The 17393-nt window shown below is 52.1% G+C and carries 17 protein-coding genes; 10 read left to right on the top strand and 7 right to left on the bottom strand.

What is annotated here, in order from left to right; translation table 11 throughout:
* The first annotated feature begins 7 nt into the window (after positions 1–7).
* The 5 genes from AAGR08_RS17065 to AAGR08_RS17045 all read left to right on the top strand — a co-directional run bounded on the left by AAGR08_RS17065 (position 8) and on the right by AAGR08_RS17045 (position 4461).
* The gene (locus AAGR08_RS17065; protein ID WP_097095219.1) at positions 8–622 is read left to right on the top strand and encodes a YitT family protein; all 615 of its coding nucleotides are present in this window, start codon (positions 8–10) and stop codon (positions 620–622) included.
* Positions 623–670: 48 nt separating this feature from the next.
* Positions 671–1864 carry an amino acid aminotransferase gene (locus AAGR08_RS17060; RefSeq protein ID WP_097097605.1) on the top strand — a complete coding sequence of 398 codons (1194 nt, stop codon included), beginning with the start codon at positions 671–673 and terminating at the stop codon, positions 1862–1864.
* 182 nt (positions 1865–2046) lie between these two features.
* Entirely contained in the window at positions 2047–3582 is a 1536-nt protein-coding gene (locus tag AAGR08_RS17055; RefSeq protein ID WP_345827425.1) for a catalase, read from the top strand.
* Between the two features lie 108 nt (positions 3583–3690).
* A complete protein-coding gene (locus tag AAGR08_RS17050) occupies positions 3691–4107 on the top strand; it encodes a secondary thiamine-phosphate synthase enzyme YjbQ (RefSeq protein ID WP_097095217.1) in 417 nt (138 codons plus the stop codon).
* 3 nt (positions 4108–4110) lie between these two features.
* Positions 4111–4461, top strand: coding sequence for an MmcQ/YjbR family DNA-binding protein (locus AAGR08_RS17045; RefSeq protein ID WP_097095216.1), 351 nt, complete (start codon positions 4111–4113; stop codon positions 4459–4461).
* Between the two features lie 6 nt (positions 4462–4467).
* Here AAGR08_RS17045 and AAGR08_RS17040 read toward each other — a convergent pair whose 3' ends face one another.
* Positions 4468–5532 carry an NAD(P)-dependent alcohol dehydrogenase gene (locus tag AAGR08_RS17040; RefSeq protein ID WP_097095215.1) on the bottom strand — a complete coding sequence of 355 codons (1065 nt, stop codon included), beginning with the start codon at positions 5530–5532 and terminating at the stop codon, positions 4468–4470.
* 219 nt (positions 5533–5751) lie between these two features.
* Positions 5752–8580 (bottom strand): excinuclease ABC subunit UvrA, encoded by a 2829-nt coding sequence (gene uvrA, locus AAGR08_RS17035; protein WP_097095214.1) that lies wholly within the window; start codon positions 8578–8580, stop codon positions 5752–5754.
* A 223-nt stretch (positions 8581–8803) separates the two neighbouring features.
* On the opposite strand from uvrA, the gene ssb1 reads away from it, so the two are divergent.
* A complete protein-coding gene (ssb1, locus tag AAGR08_RS17030; RefSeq protein WP_097095213.1) occupies positions 8804–9352 on the top strand; it encodes a single-stranded DNA-binding protein SSB1 in 549 nt (182 codons plus the stop codon).
* Positions 9353–9437: 85 nt separating this feature from the next.
* Here the strand turns inward: ssb1 and AAGR08_RS17025 are convergent, their stop codons facing one another.
* From AAGR08_RS17025 to AAGR08_RS17015, 3 genes are all read right to left on the bottom strand, one after another.
* A complete protein-coding gene (locus AAGR08_RS17025) occupies positions 9438–9899 on the bottom strand; it encodes an RES family NAD+ phosphorylase (protein ID WP_345827424.1) in 462 nt (153 codons plus the stop codon).
* Positions 9896–10339: an antitoxin Xre-like helix-turn-helix domain-containing protein gene (locus tag AAGR08_RS17020; RefSeq protein ID WP_345827423.1), complete on the bottom strand. Its 444-nt coding sequence runs from the start codon at positions 10337–10339 to the stop codon at positions 9896–9898. The genes AAGR08_RS17025 and AAGR08_RS17020 overlap by 4 nt, the downstream gene beginning before the upstream one ends.
* Positions 10340–10411: 72 nt before the next feature.
* A complete protein-coding gene (locus AAGR08_RS17015) occupies positions 10412–10939 on the bottom strand; it encodes an isochorismatase family protein (protein ID WP_097095210.1) in 528 nt (175 codons plus the stop codon).
* Between the two features lie 122 nt (positions 10940–11061).
* On the opposite strand from AAGR08_RS17015, the gene AAGR08_RS17010 reads away from it, so the two are divergent.
* Together AAGR08_RS17010 and AAGR08_RS17005 are read left to right on the top strand one after the other, a co-directional pair.
* Complete coding sequence (locus AAGR08_RS17010) at positions 11062–11892, top strand: AraC family transcriptional regulator (RefSeq protein ID WP_097095209.1); 831 nt, start codon at positions 11062–11064, stop codon at positions 11890–11892.
* A 73-nt stretch (positions 11893–11965) separates the two neighbouring features.
* On the top strand, positions 11966–12907 hold the full coding sequence (locus tag AAGR08_RS17005; protein ID WP_345827422.1) for a DMT family transporter: 942 nt from the start codon (positions 11966–11968) through the stop codon (positions 12905–12907).
* A 932-nt stretch (positions 12908–13839) separates the two neighbouring features.
* Here AAGR08_RS17005 and AAGR08_RS17000 read toward each other — a convergent pair.
* Positions 13840–14235, bottom strand: a complete 396-nt coding sequence (locus AAGR08_RS17000) for a transposase (protein WP_097095207.1) — start codon at positions 14233–14235, stop codon at positions 13840–13842.
* A gap of 527 nt (positions 14236–14762) precedes the next feature.
* On the opposite strand from AAGR08_RS17000, the gene AAGR08_RS16995 reads away from it, so the two are divergent.
* Both AAGR08_RS16995 and AAGR08_RS16990 read left to right on the top strand, forming a co-directional pair.
* Positions 14763–16019 carry a polysaccharide biosynthesis C-terminal domain-containing protein gene (locus tag AAGR08_RS16995; RefSeq protein WP_345827421.1) on the top strand — a complete coding sequence of 419 codons (1257 nt, stop codon included), beginning with the start codon at positions 14763–14765 and terminating at the stop codon, positions 16017–16019.
* An 8-nt stretch (positions 16020–16027) separates the two neighbouring features.
* On the top strand, positions 16028–16978 hold the full coding sequence (locus AAGR08_RS16990) for an ATP-grasp fold amidoligase family protein (RefSeq protein ID WP_097095205.1): 951 nt from the start codon (positions 16028–16030) through the stop codon (positions 16976–16978).
* A gap of 56 nt (positions 16979–17034) precedes the next feature.
* On the opposite strand, the gene AAGR08_RS16985 is transcribed toward AAGR08_RS16990, so the two are convergent.
* Positions 17035–17316, bottom strand: a complete 282-nt coding sequence (locus tag AAGR08_RS16985; RefSeq protein WP_345827420.1) for a YjcB family protein — start codon at positions 17314–17316, stop codon at positions 17035–17037.
* Positions 17317–17393 lie beyond the last annotated feature (77 nt).

Raw genomic sequence — 17393 nt, 5'->3', positions numbered from 1 at the left:
TTAACCCATGGATAACGTTGTACAACCGACCAAAGTTCCCCATTCGCTGATTGAAGATGCGCTGGCTATTGTCCTTGGCACGCTGATGGTGTCGTTTGGCGTGATTATGCTGAAACAGGCGGGCGCGCTGACCGGTAGCTCGGCAGGCATTGCCTTCTTGATTAGCTACCTGACACCGCTCTCCTTCGGCAGCGCGTTCTTCCTCATCAATCTGCCTTTTTACTGGCTGGCCGTGCGCCGCATGGGCTGGGAATTCACGCTAAAAACTTTCTGTGCTGTGGGCCTTGTGTCGCTGTTTACGCATCTGCATCCTCTCTTTGTGCATTTTTCTGCGCTAAATCCGTTTTATGCGACACTGTTCGGTAACGTGGTGATGGGCATTGGGTTTATAGTGTTGTTCCGTCACAAAGCCAGCCTTGGCGGCATCAATATTTTGGCGCTCTGGTTGCAGGACCGTATCGGGCTGCGAGCCGGGAAATTGCAAATGGCGGTGGATACCTGCGTGGTGCTGGCCTCGCTGTTTGTGGTATCAATGCCGATGCTGTTGGCCTCAATTGCGGGCGCGGTGATCCTTAATCTCATCATCGCAATGAATCATCGTCCCGGCCGTTACATGGTTTGATGACGCATCATTACCTCATACTTAAGAACAATCATGGAGATCTGCACCGTGTTTCAAAACGTTGATGCCTATGCCGGCGATCCGATTCTGTCGCTGATGGAAACCTTCAAACAAGATCCGCGCGATAACAAAGTCAATCTGAGCATTGGTCTTTATTACAACGAAGCGGGCATCATTCCTCAGCTGCAGGCGGTTGCCGCAGCGGAAGAGCGCTTGCAGGCACAGCCACATCAGGCATCGCTGTATCTGCCGATGGAAGGTTTGAACGCGTACCGTAATGCCATTGCGCCGCTGCTGTTTGGCAAAGAACATCCAGTGCTGAAAGCGGGGCGGATTGCCTCAATCCAGACGCTGGGTGGTTCAGGCGCGCTGAAAGTCGGTGCCGATTTCCTGAAACGTTACTTCCCCCATTCAAACGTGTGGGTGAGCGATCCAACGTGGGAAAACCACATCGCGATCTTTAACGGTGCCGGTTTCGAGGTGAATACTTACCCGTGGTATGACGCGGAAACCAACGGCGTACAGTTTGAGGCGTTCATTGCCAAACTGAAAACGTTGCCGAAGCAGTCCATCGTGCTGCTGCATCCATGCTGCCACAACCCAACCGGCGCCGATCTGACTAACGCGCAGTGGGATGAAACCACCGACGTACTTAAAGCGCAGGAGTTGATTCCGTTCCTCGATATCGCGTACCAGGGTTTTGGTGCGGGAATGGAAGCGGATGCCTATGCGATTCGCGCGATTGCTGCAGCCGGTCTGCCTGCGCTGGTCAGCAACTCGTTCTCTAAAATCTTCTCACTTTACGGCGAGCGCGTTGGCGGACTTTCTATCGTCTGCGACAGCGCCGAAGAGTCTGTGCGCGTACTCGGCCAGCTGAAAGCCACCGTACGCCGTAACTACTCCAGCCCACCCAACTTTGGCGCGCAGGTGGTTTCATGCGTACTGAACGACGAAGCGCTGTTGACCAACTGGCTGGCTGAAGTGGAAGCGATGCGTCTGCGCATTATCGAAATGCGTCAGGCGCTGGTGGAAGTATTACGCGCTAAGCTGCCGGGGCAAAACTTTGATTACCTGCTGAAGCAGCGCGGTATGTTCAGCTATACCGGCTTGAGCGCCCAGCAGGTTGATCGCCTGCGCGATGAGTTTGGTGTGTATCTGATTGCCAGCGGCCGCATGTGCGTTGCGGGTCTTAACAGCCGTAACGTCAATCAGGTGGCCGAAGCCTTTGCTGCGGTGATGTAACGCCTTTTCTGCTGTTGAAAAACCGCCAGCCTGAGGTTGGCGGTTTTTTTATAACTTTTTTGTTATGTACAAACGGGACCGGTCTCGTTAGATCTTAATTTCTTGAATGTAAAGATGCTCGCGCCGACAGCGGCCGTACGCGACAACCTGTTGCGAACGCATACATACAAGGAAGCATGCTTATGACCCGGACAGCCCGTTCTTATTTACTCAATCCATTGGCTTGTGCTCTTGCCTTAGCCTTCTCACTTCCAGCTTTCAGTACCGAATTAACGCGCGACAATGGCGCTCCAGTAGGTGATAACCAGAACTCACAAACCGCAGGCGATCAAGGCCCTGTGCTGCTTCAGGATGGGCAGTTGATCCAGAAGCTGCAGCGCTTTGACCGTGAACGTATTCCCGAGCGTGTCGTCCACGCACGCGGCACGGGTGCTCATGGTGAGTTCCGTGCCAGCAAAGACATCAGCGATTTGACGATGGCTGAAGTGTTCAAGCCAGGCAGCGTGACGCCAGTCTTTGTGCGCTTCTCATCCGTGGTTCACAGCAAACATTCGCCGGAAACACTGCGCGATCCGCGTGGTTTCGCCACGAAGTTTTATACCAGCCAGGGCAACTGGGATTTGGTTGGCAATAACCTGCCGGTGTTCTTCATCCGCGATGCGATTAAATTCCCGGATATGGTCCATGCTTTCAAGCCCGATCCGCGTAGCAACCTTGATAACGATGCGCGCACCTTTGATTTCTTTTCCCACGTCCCGGAAGCCACGCACGCCTTAACCATGCTGTTCTCCAACATGGGCACGCCGGCTAACTATCGTCAAATGGACGGCAACAGCGTCCATGCCTATAAGTTCGTCAACGCGAAAGGCGAAGTGCATTATGTGAAGTTCCACTGGAAGACGCTGCAGGGCGAGAAAAACCTCGATCCAGGTGAAGTTGCCGCCATTCAGAGTACCTCTTACAGCCATATGACTGAAGATCTGGTCACGGCGATTAACAACAAAGCCTTCCCGAAGTGGGATCTCTACATTCAAACCATCAAAGCCAGCGATCTCGATAAATACGATTTCAACCCGCTGGACGCGACTAAAATCTGGCCGGGCATTGCCGAAGTGAAGATCGGCCAGATGGAGCTGAATCGCAACGTTGATAACTTCTTCCAGGAGACCGAGCAGGTGGCGATGGCGCCGTCAAACCTGGTTCCGGGCATTGAAGCGTCTGAAGACCGCTTGCTGCAGGGACGTCTGTTCTCCTACGCCGATACGCAGATGTATCGTGTGGGTGCTAATGGCCTGAGCCTGCCGGTTAACGCGCCGCGCGTGCCGGTCAGCAACGGCAATCAGGATGGCGCGATGAACAGCGTTCAAGCCGATGATCATGGTGTTAACTATCAGCCAAGCCGCATTTATCCTCGCGAAGAGCTGCAAAGCGCACGTTACAGCCACACTCCACTGAGCGGAAGCACGCAGCAGGCGATCATCGCGAAAACCCAGAACTTCAAGCAGGCTGGCGAGCTGTATCGTTCGTTTAGTGATAAAGAGAAAACCGATCTGGTTAACTCGCTTGGCGGCGCGCTGAAAGCTGTTGATGTGCAAAGCCGCGCCATTATGCTGTCGTTTTTCTATAAAGCCGATAAAGAGTACGGCACGCGCCTGGCGGCGATCACCAAAGATGACGTTGGCAGCATCAAAGCGCTGGCAGACAAGCTGAACGACTAATCTTCAGGCGGCAGACATCACGCTCTGCCGCTTTTTCCTTCCTGCAGGGTTTACCTTTCGCCGACATGCTGCACACTTAAACGGTGTATTTCATTTAGGGATTCTGGCATGTGGTATCAACAAACGCTTACGCTTGACGCCAAAACGCGTGGTTTTCATCTGGTCACTGATGAGATTATCGACCAGCTTAATGTCTTATCCGATGTGCGCGTCGGCCAATTGCATCTCTTGCTGCAACATACATCGGCCTCTTTGACGCTGAATGAGAATTGCGATCCCACGGTGCGCAGCGATATGGAGCAGCATTTCTTACGCCAGGTTCCAGAAAACGCGCCTTATCAGCACGACTACGAAGGGGCTGACGACATGCCCGCGCATATCAAATCTTCGCTGCTGGGTGTTTCACTGCTGATCCCGATTAATCGTGGTCGCCTGCTGCTGGGAACGTGGCAGGGGATTTGGCTCGGCGAACATCGCGTACACGGCGGTGCGCGGCGCATCGTGGCGACCTTACAAGGGGAATAAAACATGAATACTTCGGATCTACTGACTTACTGCATGGCCAAGCCGGGCGCAGAGCAGAGCTACAAAGAGCAGTGGCAGGCGACGCAAATCAAAAGCGAGGGCGTGCTTTTCGCCATGCTGTACGAGGTGAAGGGGCGCCCAGCGTTATCGCTGAAGGCTTCTCCGGCGCTGGCGGAGTTATTACGCGAGGAACATAGCGATGTGTTTCCTAGCGAGCATTTGAACAAGTCGCACTGGAGCACGTTGTGGCTGGATGGTTCGCTGAAAGATTCGCAAATTTACTATCTGGTGGATGCGTCCTGGCAACAGGCTGACGCCACGCGCGAAGCGGGCGTCAACCATGACGAAAACTGAGGCGAATTACGCCGCAGATTCCTCACGCAGGGTGTTGATATCAATCACGAAGCGATATTTCACGTCGCTTTTCAGCATACGTTCGTAGGCTTCGTTGATTTGGTTCATCGCAATCAATTCGATATCGGAAGTGATACCGTGCTTGCCGCAGAAATCCAGCATCTCCTGGGTTTCAGCGATGCCACCAATCAGTGAGCCGGCGACGCTGCGACGTTTGAAGATCAGGTTAAATACCTGCGGTGCCGGGTGATCGTGCTCCGGCGCGCCGACCAGCGTCATGTTGCCATCACGCTTCAGCAGGGTGATGAACGGATTAAGGTCGTGCTGTGCCGCCACGGTATTCAGAATGAAGTCAAAGCTATTGGTGTGCTGTGCCATCTGATCGGCATCTTTCGAAATCACTACTTCATCAGCGCCCAGGCGCTTACCATCTTCAATTTTAGACGGTGAGGTAGTGAACAGCACCACGTGTGCGCCCATCGCGTGCGCCAGTTTCACGCCCATGTGACCAAGACCGCCCAGGCCGACGATGCCCACTTTTTTACCCGGGCCGACGTTCCAGTGACGCAGCGGCGAGTAAGTGGTGATACCAGCACACAGCAGCGGCGCAACGCCCGCCAGGTCGAGATTTTCAGGTACGCGCAGCACGAAGCTTTCATCTACCACCATGTTGGTGGAGTAACCGCCGTAGGTAATCGCACCAGTTTGGCGATCTTCACCGTTATAGGTGCCAACGAAGCCGTTTTCGCAATACTGCTCCAGCCCTTCCTGACAGCTTGGACAGCTGCGGCAGGAATCGACCATACAGCCAACGCCGACCAAATCACCCACTTTGTAGTTGTGCGTGTGCGCACCAACGGCCGTTACGCGACCCACGATTTCATGGCCTGGCACTACCGGGAAAACGGTGTTGCGCCATTCGTTGCGGGCGGTATGTAGATCAGAGTGGCAGACGCCACAGTACAACACTTCAATCTGCACATCATGATCGCGCAGTTCGCGTGGCTTAAAGTCGAACGGAGCGAGTTTTGCTTTCGCGTCCTGTGCGGCATAGGCATGCGTAATATTCATGGTGTCTCCAGTAGGATGTGTCGTGATATTTTTGCGGGATCCCGTTCAGTACATGGAAGGGATAAAAGGGCGTAAGGACGCCAAAAGGAACGTTGTAAGGATAGTCAGCAGGATGAAAAGCGTATATGCCTGAAGTTGTCTGATTCTTGCCTGTTCCTGCATTTCGCGGTGGAAATCGACACTAAAAATAAGGCCCGCGCTGGCGGGCCTGAGAGAAATTTACTTCTTCAACATAGGTTTAAGGAAGCGGGCGGTATGCGAGCGTTCACACTCCGCTACCGTTTCTGGCGTGCCCGCAATCAGGATTTCACCGCCGCCGCTGCCGCCTTCCGGGCCGAGATCGACAATCCAGTCCGCGGTTTTGACCACGTCGAGATTGTGTTCAATCACCACGATGGTGTTGCCCTGATCGCGCAGCTGATGCAGCACTTCCAACAGCTGCTGGATATCGGCAAAGTGCAGACCGGTGGTTGGCTCATCAAGGATGTACAACGTCTGGCCAGTGCCGCGTTTTGACAGCTCACGCGCCAGCTTAACGCGCTGGGCTTCACCGCCAGAGAGCGTGGTCGCTGACTGACCGAGACGGATATACGACAGGCCAACATCAATCAGCGTTTGCAGCTTACGCGCCAGCGCCGGCACTGCATCGAAGAACTCACGTGCTTCTTCAATGGTCATGTCCAGCACTTCGTGGATGCTCTTGCCTTTGTATTTAATCTCCAGCGTTTCGCGGTTATAGCGTTTGCCTTTGCACTGGTCGCACGGTACGTAGATATCAGGCAAGAAGTGCATTTCTACCTTGATCACGCCGTCGCCCTGGCAGGCTTCACAGCGTCCGCCGCGTACGTTGAAGCTGAAGCGGCCCGGATTATAACCGCGTGAACGCGCTTCCGGTACACCAGCGAACAGCTCGCGCACTGGTGTAAAAATGCCGGTATAGGTCGCGGGATTCGAACGCGGCGTACGGCCAATCGGGCTCTGATCGATATCGATCACTTTATCGAAATGTTCCAGACCGGCGATCTCACGATAAGGCGCCGCTTCGATGGTGGTTGCACCGTTAAGCTGGCGCTGTGCAATCGGGAACAAAGTATCGTTAATCAGCGTTGATTTGCCGGAGCCGGATACGCCAGTGATGCAGGTGAATAATCCTACCGGGATCGTCAGCGTGACATCTTTAAGGTTATTGCCGCGCGCACCGGTGAGTTTCAGCACTTTAGTGGGATCGCCTTTTACGCGCTCTTTAGGAATGGCGATTTCGCGTTTGCCGCTCAAGAACTGACCGGTAAGCGATTGTTCATTGGCCATAATCGCATGGACATCGCCTTCCGCCACCACCTGACCACCATGCACGCCTGCGCCTGGTCCAATATCAATAACATGGTCAGCCGCGCGAATCGCATCTTCATCGTGCTCAACCACAATCACCGTATTGCCCAGATCGCGCAGGTGAATCAGCGTGCCGAGCAGCCGCTCGTTGTCGCGCTGATGCAAACCGATAGAGGGTTCATCAAGCACATACATCACGCCCACCAATCCCGCACCAATCTGGCTCGCCAGACGAATACGCTGCGCTTCACCGCCGGACAGCGTTTCCGCTGAGCGCGACATCGACAGGTAATTCAACCCGACGTTTACCAGGAAGCTCAGGCGATCGCCAATCTCCTTAAGGATTTTTTCCGCGATCTGCGCGCGCTGGCCGCTCAGCTTCATATTCGCGAAGAAATCCATCGCATGACCAATGCTCATCTCAGATATGGTCGGCAGGTTGGTGTCTTCGACAAATACATGGCGCGCTTCACGACGCAGACGCGTGCCTTCACAGCTGGCACAGGCGCGGTTGCTGATAAATTTCGCCAGTTCTTCACGCACCGCATTGGATTCCGTCTCTTTATAACGGCGCTCCATGTTGTGCAGCACACCTTCAAACGGATGGCGACGTACCGAGGTATCGCCCCGATCGTTAATGTATTTAAATTCGATATTTTCTTTGCCTGACCCGTAAAGGATCACCTTGCGCGCGTTGTCGCTCAGGCTGTTGAACGGGGCTTCGACATCGAACTGCAGATGCTCTGCCAGCGAGCGCAGCATCTGGAAGTAATAGAAGTTACGGCGATCCCAGCCGCGGATAGCGCCACCGGCCAACGACAGCTCCGGATTTTGCACCACGCGATCGGGATCGAAATATTGCTGTACGCCCAAACCATCACAGGTTGGACAGGCACCGGCTGGGTTGTTGAACGAGAACAGACGCGGTTCAAGCTCGCGCATGCTGTAGCCACAGATTGGGCAGGCAAAGTTAGCTGAGAACAACATCTCTTCAGCATCGGTATCGTCCATATCCGCAACGATCGCCGTACCACCGCTCAATTCCAGCGTGGTTTCAAACGATTCAGCCAGACGCGTTGCCAGATCGTCGCGCACGCGGAAGCGGTCAATCACCACTTCAATGGTGTGTTTCTTTTGCAGCTCAAGCTTGGGTGGATCGGAGAGATCGCACACTTCACCATCAATACGTGCGCGGATATAACCCTGTGCAGCAAGGTTTTCCAGCGTTTTGGTGTGCTCGCCTTTGCGATCTTTCACCACTGGCGCCAGCAGCATCAGGCGGCGACCTTCTTCCTGCGACAACACCTGATCGACCATCTGACTGACGGTTTGTGCCGCCAGGGGAACGTCATGATCGGGGCAGCGCGGCTCACCGACACGCGCAAACAGCAGACGCAAATAGTCGTGGATTTCCGTAATCGTGCCGACGGTAGAACGCGGGTTGTGTGACGTTGATTTTTGCTCAATGGAAATGGCGGGCGAAAGACCTTCAATATGGTCAACGTCCGGTTTCTCCATTAATGAAAGAAACTGGCGCGCATAGGCCGACAGCGATTCGACATAGCGACGCTGGCCTTCGGCATACAGCGTATCAAACGCCAGCGAAGACTTACCGGAACCCGATAGACCGGTGACCACAATAAGCTTATCGCGAGGAATGATCAGGTTGATGTTCTTCAAATTATGGGTGCGAGCACCGCGGACTTCGATCTTATCCATTCACCTTTCCCGGATTGAACAACACTCGCCATGCCTTGCCAGCATGACCAGCAGAAACGCATCATTATGGCACAAAAAATAAACTGAATAAATATCCAGTGTTTTTGCTAATCTTGGGGATAGGGAAAATTTGGAATCCCGCTCTAAAGTGGGCACACAGCAATGTGACGTGATACAATTTTTCGCTTAGACTTTTAGCATCAACTCATCGGGAGACAGCAACATGGCCAGTCGTGGCGTAAACAAAGTGATTCTAGTCGGGAATCTGGGTCAGGATCCGGAAGTGCGCTACATGCCAAATGGTGGCGCGGTAGCCAACATTACGCTGGCCACGTCAGAAAGCTGGCGCGATAAGACCACCGGTGAAAACAAAGAGATCACTGAATGGCACCGCGTGGTGCTGTTTGGCAAGCTGGCGGAAGTAGCCGGAGAATACCTGCGTAAAGGTTCTCAGGTTTACATCGAAGGGCAGCTGCGTACCCGTAAATGGACTGACCAGAGCGGCCAGGAAAAATACACCACTGAAGTGGTGGTAAATGTTGGCGGCACCATGCAGATGCTCGGTGGACGTCAGCAGGGCGCGAACGCCGGTGGCGCACCCGCGGGCGGCCAGGGCGGCAATAACAACGGTTGGGGCCAGCCACAGCAGCCACAACAGCAGCCGCAAGGCGGCAACCAGTTCAGCGGCGGTGCTCAGCAGCGTCCACAGCAGCAGAGCGCACCGGCGAACAATGAACCGCCGATGGATTTTGACGACGACATTCCGTTCTAAACGCTCTGCTGAGCGTTATCGGTTTCGTTGCTTTGAAAGCCCCGTCATACGGGGCTTTTTGTTGTCTTGAGAGTCAGCTTTTGATTTACTTGATCAGTCGATGATCGAATGCAAAGGGGAGCTTTTGTACACTCGGTAGAAAGCCCTTAAATGCCGGATGCTGAGGATTCAACACCGCATTGTTTTCCATCGGAATAATGCTTGAGGGAATAATCAGCGCTGCACCTTCCCCCGATTGAAGCCAACCTGTACCTAAATCCATGGTCGAAACCGGAGCCGGATCCTGGCGCCAATCGGCAGGCAAAAAATCTTCAGTAATGTAGGAGACTTCGTCGTCAGGGATCTCAATGCTGAATAAGGTGTACTCATCCAAAATCGACTCATTCGAGACATGCACCAGCACTTCAAGCGCGGCAAGTGAAACCGAGGTCGCGACATAAAGGGTTGGGTGGCCTTTATGATTCCAGCGGCCACCATACTGTTTCGCACCATTGCCGGTCCAGGCTTCAGAAGCATATTGCGTTTTGATTAGCCGGAAGAAAATCATGAGAAGACGCCATGCTCCAGTCGTCCAATCAAATCAAGCACATCTAATGCGCCGCTTTCCGTTGCCAGCAAGGTAATCGGTGCAACGTTACCTAATCCTTTCACCGGCCGGCTTAACCATTGGGTAGCGTCTTCTTTATTGCCACCAAACAATTGAACGGCAGCATCTATGACACGGACAAAGCGGGCGATACGTTCGCTCTCATCGGGTGACAAGCTTTTACCTGCGCTTTTACGGCGGGCAATATTACGCTCATTGATGCCAGTGACCTTCATGATCTCGGCTCTGCTCATCGCCGACCAATGACGAATGTCGTCGATCACCGCGACCGGTAAGCCTGCCTCGAGCATGCGAGTTAGCTCCAGTCCCCGTGGGGGTAAGCCAGCAAAGCGCCAAAGCGCGTTGTCATGTGATTTACCATCAGGAATGTAGGCTCGCATAGATTTCTCCAAATCTGACAAATGTCATACTCTATTATTGACACTTGTCAGAAGTTTTCAATAGCAGAACCGTTAATGCGGCCGCCATTCCCGTAATAACGCTTCCGTCTCACGCACCCGCACCGGATTACCCGGCATAATCAAATCGGCCCACACTTCGTTGTGCTGATTGATCTGCTGTTGCGCGGAAACATAAGTGCGGTCGGCGGTGGTGTGCGCATCGGCGGCGACAGTGATGTGATAGCCGAGACTGGCGCCGACTTTGATGGTGGTATCGACACAGTAATCGGTCGCGCAGCCGCAAATGACGAAGCTGTTAATACCAAATTGGTCGAGCTGAGCGGCGAGGTCGGTTTGCCAAAAGCTGTCGCACGCCGTTTTGTTGACGAAGAGGGCATTAGCCGGCTGCTGCAGTTCGGGGACAATCGCCCAGCCCTCTGAATCTACCTCTAAGCCTGGGCCCACATGCTGGATGAAAATCACCCGATCGGCGGCGGCAGTTAACTGATTAATGCGTTCGCACCGTCCAGAACGATCAAAGCGCGGCATTGCCAGCACGCCATTTTGCATGTCCACGACCATAACTACTCGATTAGCCATCGTTATCTCCTTTTCAGTCCTTTGAGTGTCAGGTGAATACGTGAAGAGGTAAAGCAAATCCGTTTTGCATTTATCGGCATCCCCGCGCATGCTTATAGTCGCTTTTAATCTGGAGGTGGGTTGTGAAGGTGGTTCCTGACGTTTTTCCTTGTGAGCAAGATCGGGCGCAGTTTCAGCATTTCGCTGAGCTGCCAGGCATTGAGCTTTATCAGGCGCACATCTCCCGCTACGCTTTTGAGCCGCATACCCATGAAGCCTTTGGCATCGGCACCATAGAGTCTGGAGCCCAGCGTTTCCGCTATCGTGGTGCCAACTACACCGCGCCCCAACATTCGCTGATAATGATGAATCCCGATGAGCTGCACACCGGTGAATCAGCCTGCGATGACGGTTGGCGTTATCGTATGATCTACATCGATCCGCAGGAAATGGATCGATTAACCGGCGATCGTCACTGGTGGTTCAGCGAGGCGCTACGTACTGATGTGCGTCTGGCACAGCCGTTTTCTCAACTGCTGGCACAGATGTGGCAGGCAGAAACCGCGCTGGAGCGTGAAAGCACGCTGCTCGAACTGCTGGAACTGATGCGTCCACTGGCACGCCAGGGCGAACCGCGCCCCGCAGAAGCGACGCATCGCTTTGATGCCGTTCGCGACTATCTGCGCGAAAATCTCGCCGAGCCGGTGCGGCTTGAAGATCTCGCAGCGCTGGCGTCACTGTCGCCGTGGCATTTTCTGCGCAGTTTCAAACAACACTTTCACGTCACCCCGCATCAAATGCTGATGGCATTTCGCTTGTTCGCGGCCAAACAGCAGCTGGCACGCGGTGAAAGTGCCGCGACGGTTGCGGCATCTGTCGGCCTAACCGATCAGGCCCATCTCACGCGTGCATTCGCCCATCGCTACGGCATCACACCTGGACGCTACCAAAAACAAGTCTTCCACTCGCGCTAACCGCAATCTGCTACAAGCCTTTAACTATCTGCTCCATCACACTGCAGCAAATTACCTGTAAAGGAAGAGATGTATGTTTGCTGGAGTACTGTTTGCGCTGGCCGCGGGGCTAATGTGGGGGCTGATCTTCGTCGGCCCGCTACTGATTCCGGATTATCCCGGCACCTTACAATCGGCCGGGCGCTATGTGGCATTTGGTTTATTGGTGTTGCCGCTGGCCTGGTTCGATCGCCGCCGCTTGCGTCAGCTAACGCGCAAAGATTGGGTTGAAGCGCTGAAGCTATCACTGATTGGTAACCTGCTGTATTACACGTTTCTTTCCAGCGCGATTCAACGAACCGGTGCACCGATCTCCACCATGATTATCGGCACGCTGCCGGTGGTGATGACCGTGACGGCTAATCTTTGCTATGGCCACGTGGAGGGACGCCTGCCGTGGCGTAAGCTGATGCCGGCTTTACTCATTATTGCTGTTGGGCTGATCTGCGTGAATATGGCCGAGATGCAGACGCAGGGGCCCGATTTTGATTGGTCGCGTTATCTGCTGGGTTTGCTGTTTGCGATACTGGCTTTAGCGTGCTGGACCTGGTATCCGCTGCGCAATGGTTTATGGTTGCGTGCTCATCCGCAGCATAAAGCAGGCAGCTGGGCGACGGCACAAGGTTTAGTGACGCTGCCGCTGGCGCTGGTGTTCTTTCTCTTAGTTTGCGGACAACTTCACTGGCAGCAACCTGAGTTTGCTCTGCCGTTTGGGCCACAGCCGCAGCGCTATCTGCTGTTAATGCTGGGACTGGGACTGTTTTGCTCATGGCTGGGCACATTGTGCTGGAATGCTGCCAGCCAGCGCGTGCCAACGGTGATCATGGGGCCGCTGATTGTCTTTGAAACCTTAGCCGGTTTGCTGTGGGCATTTCTGTGGCGACAAAGCTGGCCGCCGCTATTAACCCTAATGGGTATCGGCTGTCTGCTGGTGGGTGTGATCTATGCGATGCGTATTAAACCGCAGAAGGCTTAAGGTCTCAGATAGCGCGACTGGATAAACTATTCAGGAGCGCTTTTCCCTGTGTTTTTAAGAATTTCCCCCACGCTTTCCCCCCTTCGTATTGCCCTTTTTACCGCACGCTTTGCCCGCGATATAACAATACGGCTCATTTCATCCCCTTTTATCGCGCCTTTTTGTCATAAAAGAAGCGATCCGGATAAGCAGCAAGGGGAATTCAATGATGTTAAGGCCACCTAAACGCGCCCTGAAGTCACATCACCGTGGCTAAAGTGCGTTCCTGCGAGGTAAAAACAGGCGCGAAGAGGCGCAAAAAGGTGCATTTTACCTGCCTTTTATTGCCCCCTGGCACTGAAGTCGGCCGTTGAAAAGCCACTTTTTGCTTAAGGGAATACGCCGTTGTTAAGAAACATTCGATTAGGCGTGAACAAAAAACCATTAAGCGCGGCGATGATTATGGTGAAAGAATTTACCTTAACCGCCACTTTTTAGCCGTTATTGTTTAGGAGCAATAACGTATCTAATCAGGATAATTCCTGGCAGCAAGTTGGCGGATTTAGACTAGTTCCGTTGAAACAGGTAATCGTAAAGTCAGGCAATAGATCCAATTGAAAACAGAGGCAATGTGTTAGCGGTTACACGGCGTTGTTCATTAACGCTTAACAGAATTGTCTGCATTCAGGGCTGATGATTAATGTTGGTAAAGTAATAGCCGAAGCGCCAATCTCACCTTAATGAGATTGGACTTCGTCTAAATGGCTTGAATAGAGAGACTTTTGCTGATGTGAATCTATTTTACCGCAAAAAAGGAAGCAATTCCGCGATGGTATTCATCAGGAAAAATTGGTTCGAATTGTTATGTTGTGAACGCCGAATTAAATGATCTTCATATCTTCTGGTAAGAACAAATCTCAGCATTAAGTCAAATAACATCGGCCTTAATAATGCTAGCGATTATCTGTTCCTGATGGATAGTGATAAACGCTACGGCTAATATCCAGCAAGCGGCAGCTACGACGTGTACCTATGTCGAACGTGGTTTGCAGGAAGTTAACGGCCTGGCGCTTTTCATTTGTGGTGAAGAAGTTTTTTAGCACGCTTTGCAGCATCTCTTTGTCCGAACTCAGTGATTGCAGCTCGCGCGTAAGGTTAAGTAGCTGATCTTCCAGCTCCTTGATTTTACGACCTTCTTCGGAGGATAACCCTGAGAATTTCTTCTTCCAGCTATAGAAAGTGGCCTCGGAAATGCCTAGCTCCTCACAAATCTCCCTGACTTTCACTCCCGTTTCAGAAGCTTTAATGGCATTTGTGATTTGCTCTTCGCTATATCGTGACTTTCTCATAAATGCTATTACCTTTCTTATCAATTAGTGGATGAGAATTACTGTATTAATATCTGGCACTGCAAAAACACTATTAATGCAGTATTAAAGTGCGCGATTTGAATTGCGAGGGTTAAATTAAGATATTTAGAAGAAATATCATCATGGGATAAATCTTATTTTATTCTGAATGGCATTGAACGCCTTCCGGGCGTTAGGTTTTTGATATAAATTCACTCCATCCCAAATGCAGAAAAAATACTACATTCATTGGAAAAACGGCATAACCCAGACGCTGAAATGCTCGGGTGTGCCAGTAAACGTTTGTGCGGAATTTAAGCTGAAATCGTTTACATCCACGGAGTTTCGCACCGGATATAATCGGAATTTTCCTGAATATAGTTCTTAATTCCTGACGCGAGTCTCATTTTTCGGACCAGTTTGGTTTGAAGTTCATTAATTAAGTCAGGCCCACTGAGCGCTTGTTAATTCATTTCAAGGATGTTGTACCGAAAGTTGTTGTAGTTCGTAATACTAAGGATCAGTCAATGAAATTGAGCGTAATGTCGAATGCCGCCTGGATGATGTCTGAAAAGATTGTCTCCGTGTTCGGCGTCATATTTGTGACCTCCTACGTGGCAAAATCCTTTGGCCCAACCATCTTCGGCCAAATGGCGTTTTCGACCTCACTGTTTTCCATGGTGCAAACCGTGGCGATTTTCGGTACGGAAACCATTCTGTTTAAGCGGATTAGCAAAAGCGCACCGAAAGGGCTGCGCCTGATGACCGTAGCGCGCAATATGCGCCTGGTTTTGCTTTTGCTCACATCGCTGCCGGTGTTGATTTGGGTCTGGTACAACATGCAGGAAAATTTCCTCGCCTTTGCGCTGGCCTCGTTTATTTCCTCGGTGTTTGTGACGCAGGACACTTTCAGCGTCTATAACAATGCGCGCTTAGCGTCACGGCTGAACACCATCGCTAACTCAGTGGGATTGCTGCTGGGATTCACGCTGAGTTTCCTCATTGCCTGGCTACACCTCAATCCGCTGTGGCTCACCGTCTCCATTGTGGCGGTGACGCTGGTGCCGTATGCCATTAAGCGCATTAATTTTTACCGCGTAAATGAGGATGTGGCACCGCCACAGGAGAAGCGCAACACCTATTTGCGCTACCTGCTCTATGCCGGATTGCCGCTGGCCATTTCCAGTATTTTCATCTCAGTGCAGGTGAAAGCGGCCCAGATGTTCCTGGCGGGCATCGCCTCAGCGCGCGACCTCGGCCTGTTTGCCGCGGCAAATACTATTTCGGCTTCATGGATTTTTATTCCGGTTGCCATCATCACTTCCTGCTTCTCGGAAATCTTCCGTGAGCGTGGAGAAGCCGCCATGAAGCTGACAGCACGGCTCAATGGTTATGTCATGGGTGTTTCATTGTTGTTGTTAGCGGTGATCGCGATGTACGGCGAAAAAATCATCATCGCTTTGTATGGTCACGAATACACACAGTCAGGAAGTCTCATTACGTTGTTGTCGTTAGCAACCTGCTTTTCGGCGATGGGGACCGTAGCGTATCGCTACATGGTCAAAGAAGGCGGGTTTAATTATCTGTTGAAGAAAATTGTTTGCCTGATGGTTATCAGCTTGCCGCTGTCGTGGTGGCTGATACAGGGCTACGGCATCATGGGTGCTGCCTGGAGCGTTTTCATCTCAGAATTGCTGTCTCTTACCGTAATGAATTACTTCTTCAAAAATGGCGTCATCCAAAAAATCCAGGTTTCCTCACTCAACTACAAAACCTACAAATGAGGTCAGATATGCTCAAGTTGAAAGAAGAACTCAGAAGAAGCGTGCAGTACTTCATTAAGAAGATGCCCTGGGCAACCCAGGATCGTATCTACTACTTTCATAAGTTTCGTAGATTACCCAACCTGCGTGAGCCGAAGGTCTTCAATGAGAAGGTGCTGTACCGCAAATTCGTCCACGGCGACTATCAGATCTACGGACGCCTGTCGGACAAATATTCAGTGCGTGAATATATCGCCGAGAAAGTGGGTAGCGAATACCTGATCCCGCTGGTGTATGAAACCAGCGATCCCAGCTCGCTGCACACCTTGCCGAGCTGGAAAAATACGGTGATCAAACCGAATCATGCCTCCAACATGGTGGAAATCCTGCTGGAAGAGCCGGACGCGCTGAAGAAGCAGCAGATTATTAACGACTGTCATCGCTGGTTGAAAACCGACTTCGCCAATGAGGCGCGTGAGATTCACTATCGCTACATCAAGCCACGTATTCTGGTGGAGCAGTACATCGGTGATGGTAAAACGGCACCGATTGATTACAAATTCCACATGTTCAATAAGCGCGATGGCAATTTTGAATATGTGCTGCAGGTGATTTACAACCGCTGTAATCCGCTGTTGTCGATGAACTTTTATGTTAACAATCTGAAAGAGGCCTATCACAAGATTCGTGATACCGGCCTGGACGTGACACCGCAGATGGCGTCGTTACAGCACGCCCTGGCGTTGAGCAAAACGCTGGCCAGTGATTTCGATTACGTGCGCGTGGATTGGTACATCGATAACGACCAGATCTACTTTGGCGAATTGACCTTTACGCCGGGAGCTGGCTTAGTGACCGGTCTGGATCGCGGGCTTAATCAAATGATGGGTGATATGTGGATTCAGGATCGTCGCGGTACGAAGATACCGGGCGTCACGGTTGCGGATGTCGCCATCCCGGCCGTATTGAAGAAAATTTAAGAATCACACAGCAAAATAAAAAACCCCGCCTTGGCGGGGTTTTTTATTGGCGACGATTAAGGCATCGGCCAGTCTGCTGGCGCCTGGCTCATCACCTGGATAAAGGCGTTTTTAGAGATTTCCATAAAGTTATGCAGATTCTCCATGCTTAACGTAATGCCAAGCAGGCCGGTAACGAACCAGCAGGACATGCCCACACCAATACCTCCACACAGCAGCGCCATCACGTGATGACTGTTTTGACGCAGTCGAATTTTCATGGTGCTGGCGAAGAACATCATTATTGCACTCAGGAGTTCCCAGCGCATAACAATCAAACTGGTGGTTAACGTGGCCATCTGCAAAAAACCTCTTAGAATCAGTGATATCCCCGACATTCAATGGACATCACTGGCGGCAAAGAAGGAAGGTCAGG

The sequence above is a fragment of the Pantoea sp. BRR-3P genome, assembly GCF_039621635.1.
Lineage (GTDB): Bacteria > Pseudomonadota > Gammaproteobacteria > Enterobacterales > Enterobacteriaceae > Pantoea > Pantoea floridensis.
The sequence above is the reverse complement of the archived record's forward strand: the minus strand, read 5'-3'. Positions and strand labels throughout refer to the sequence as shown.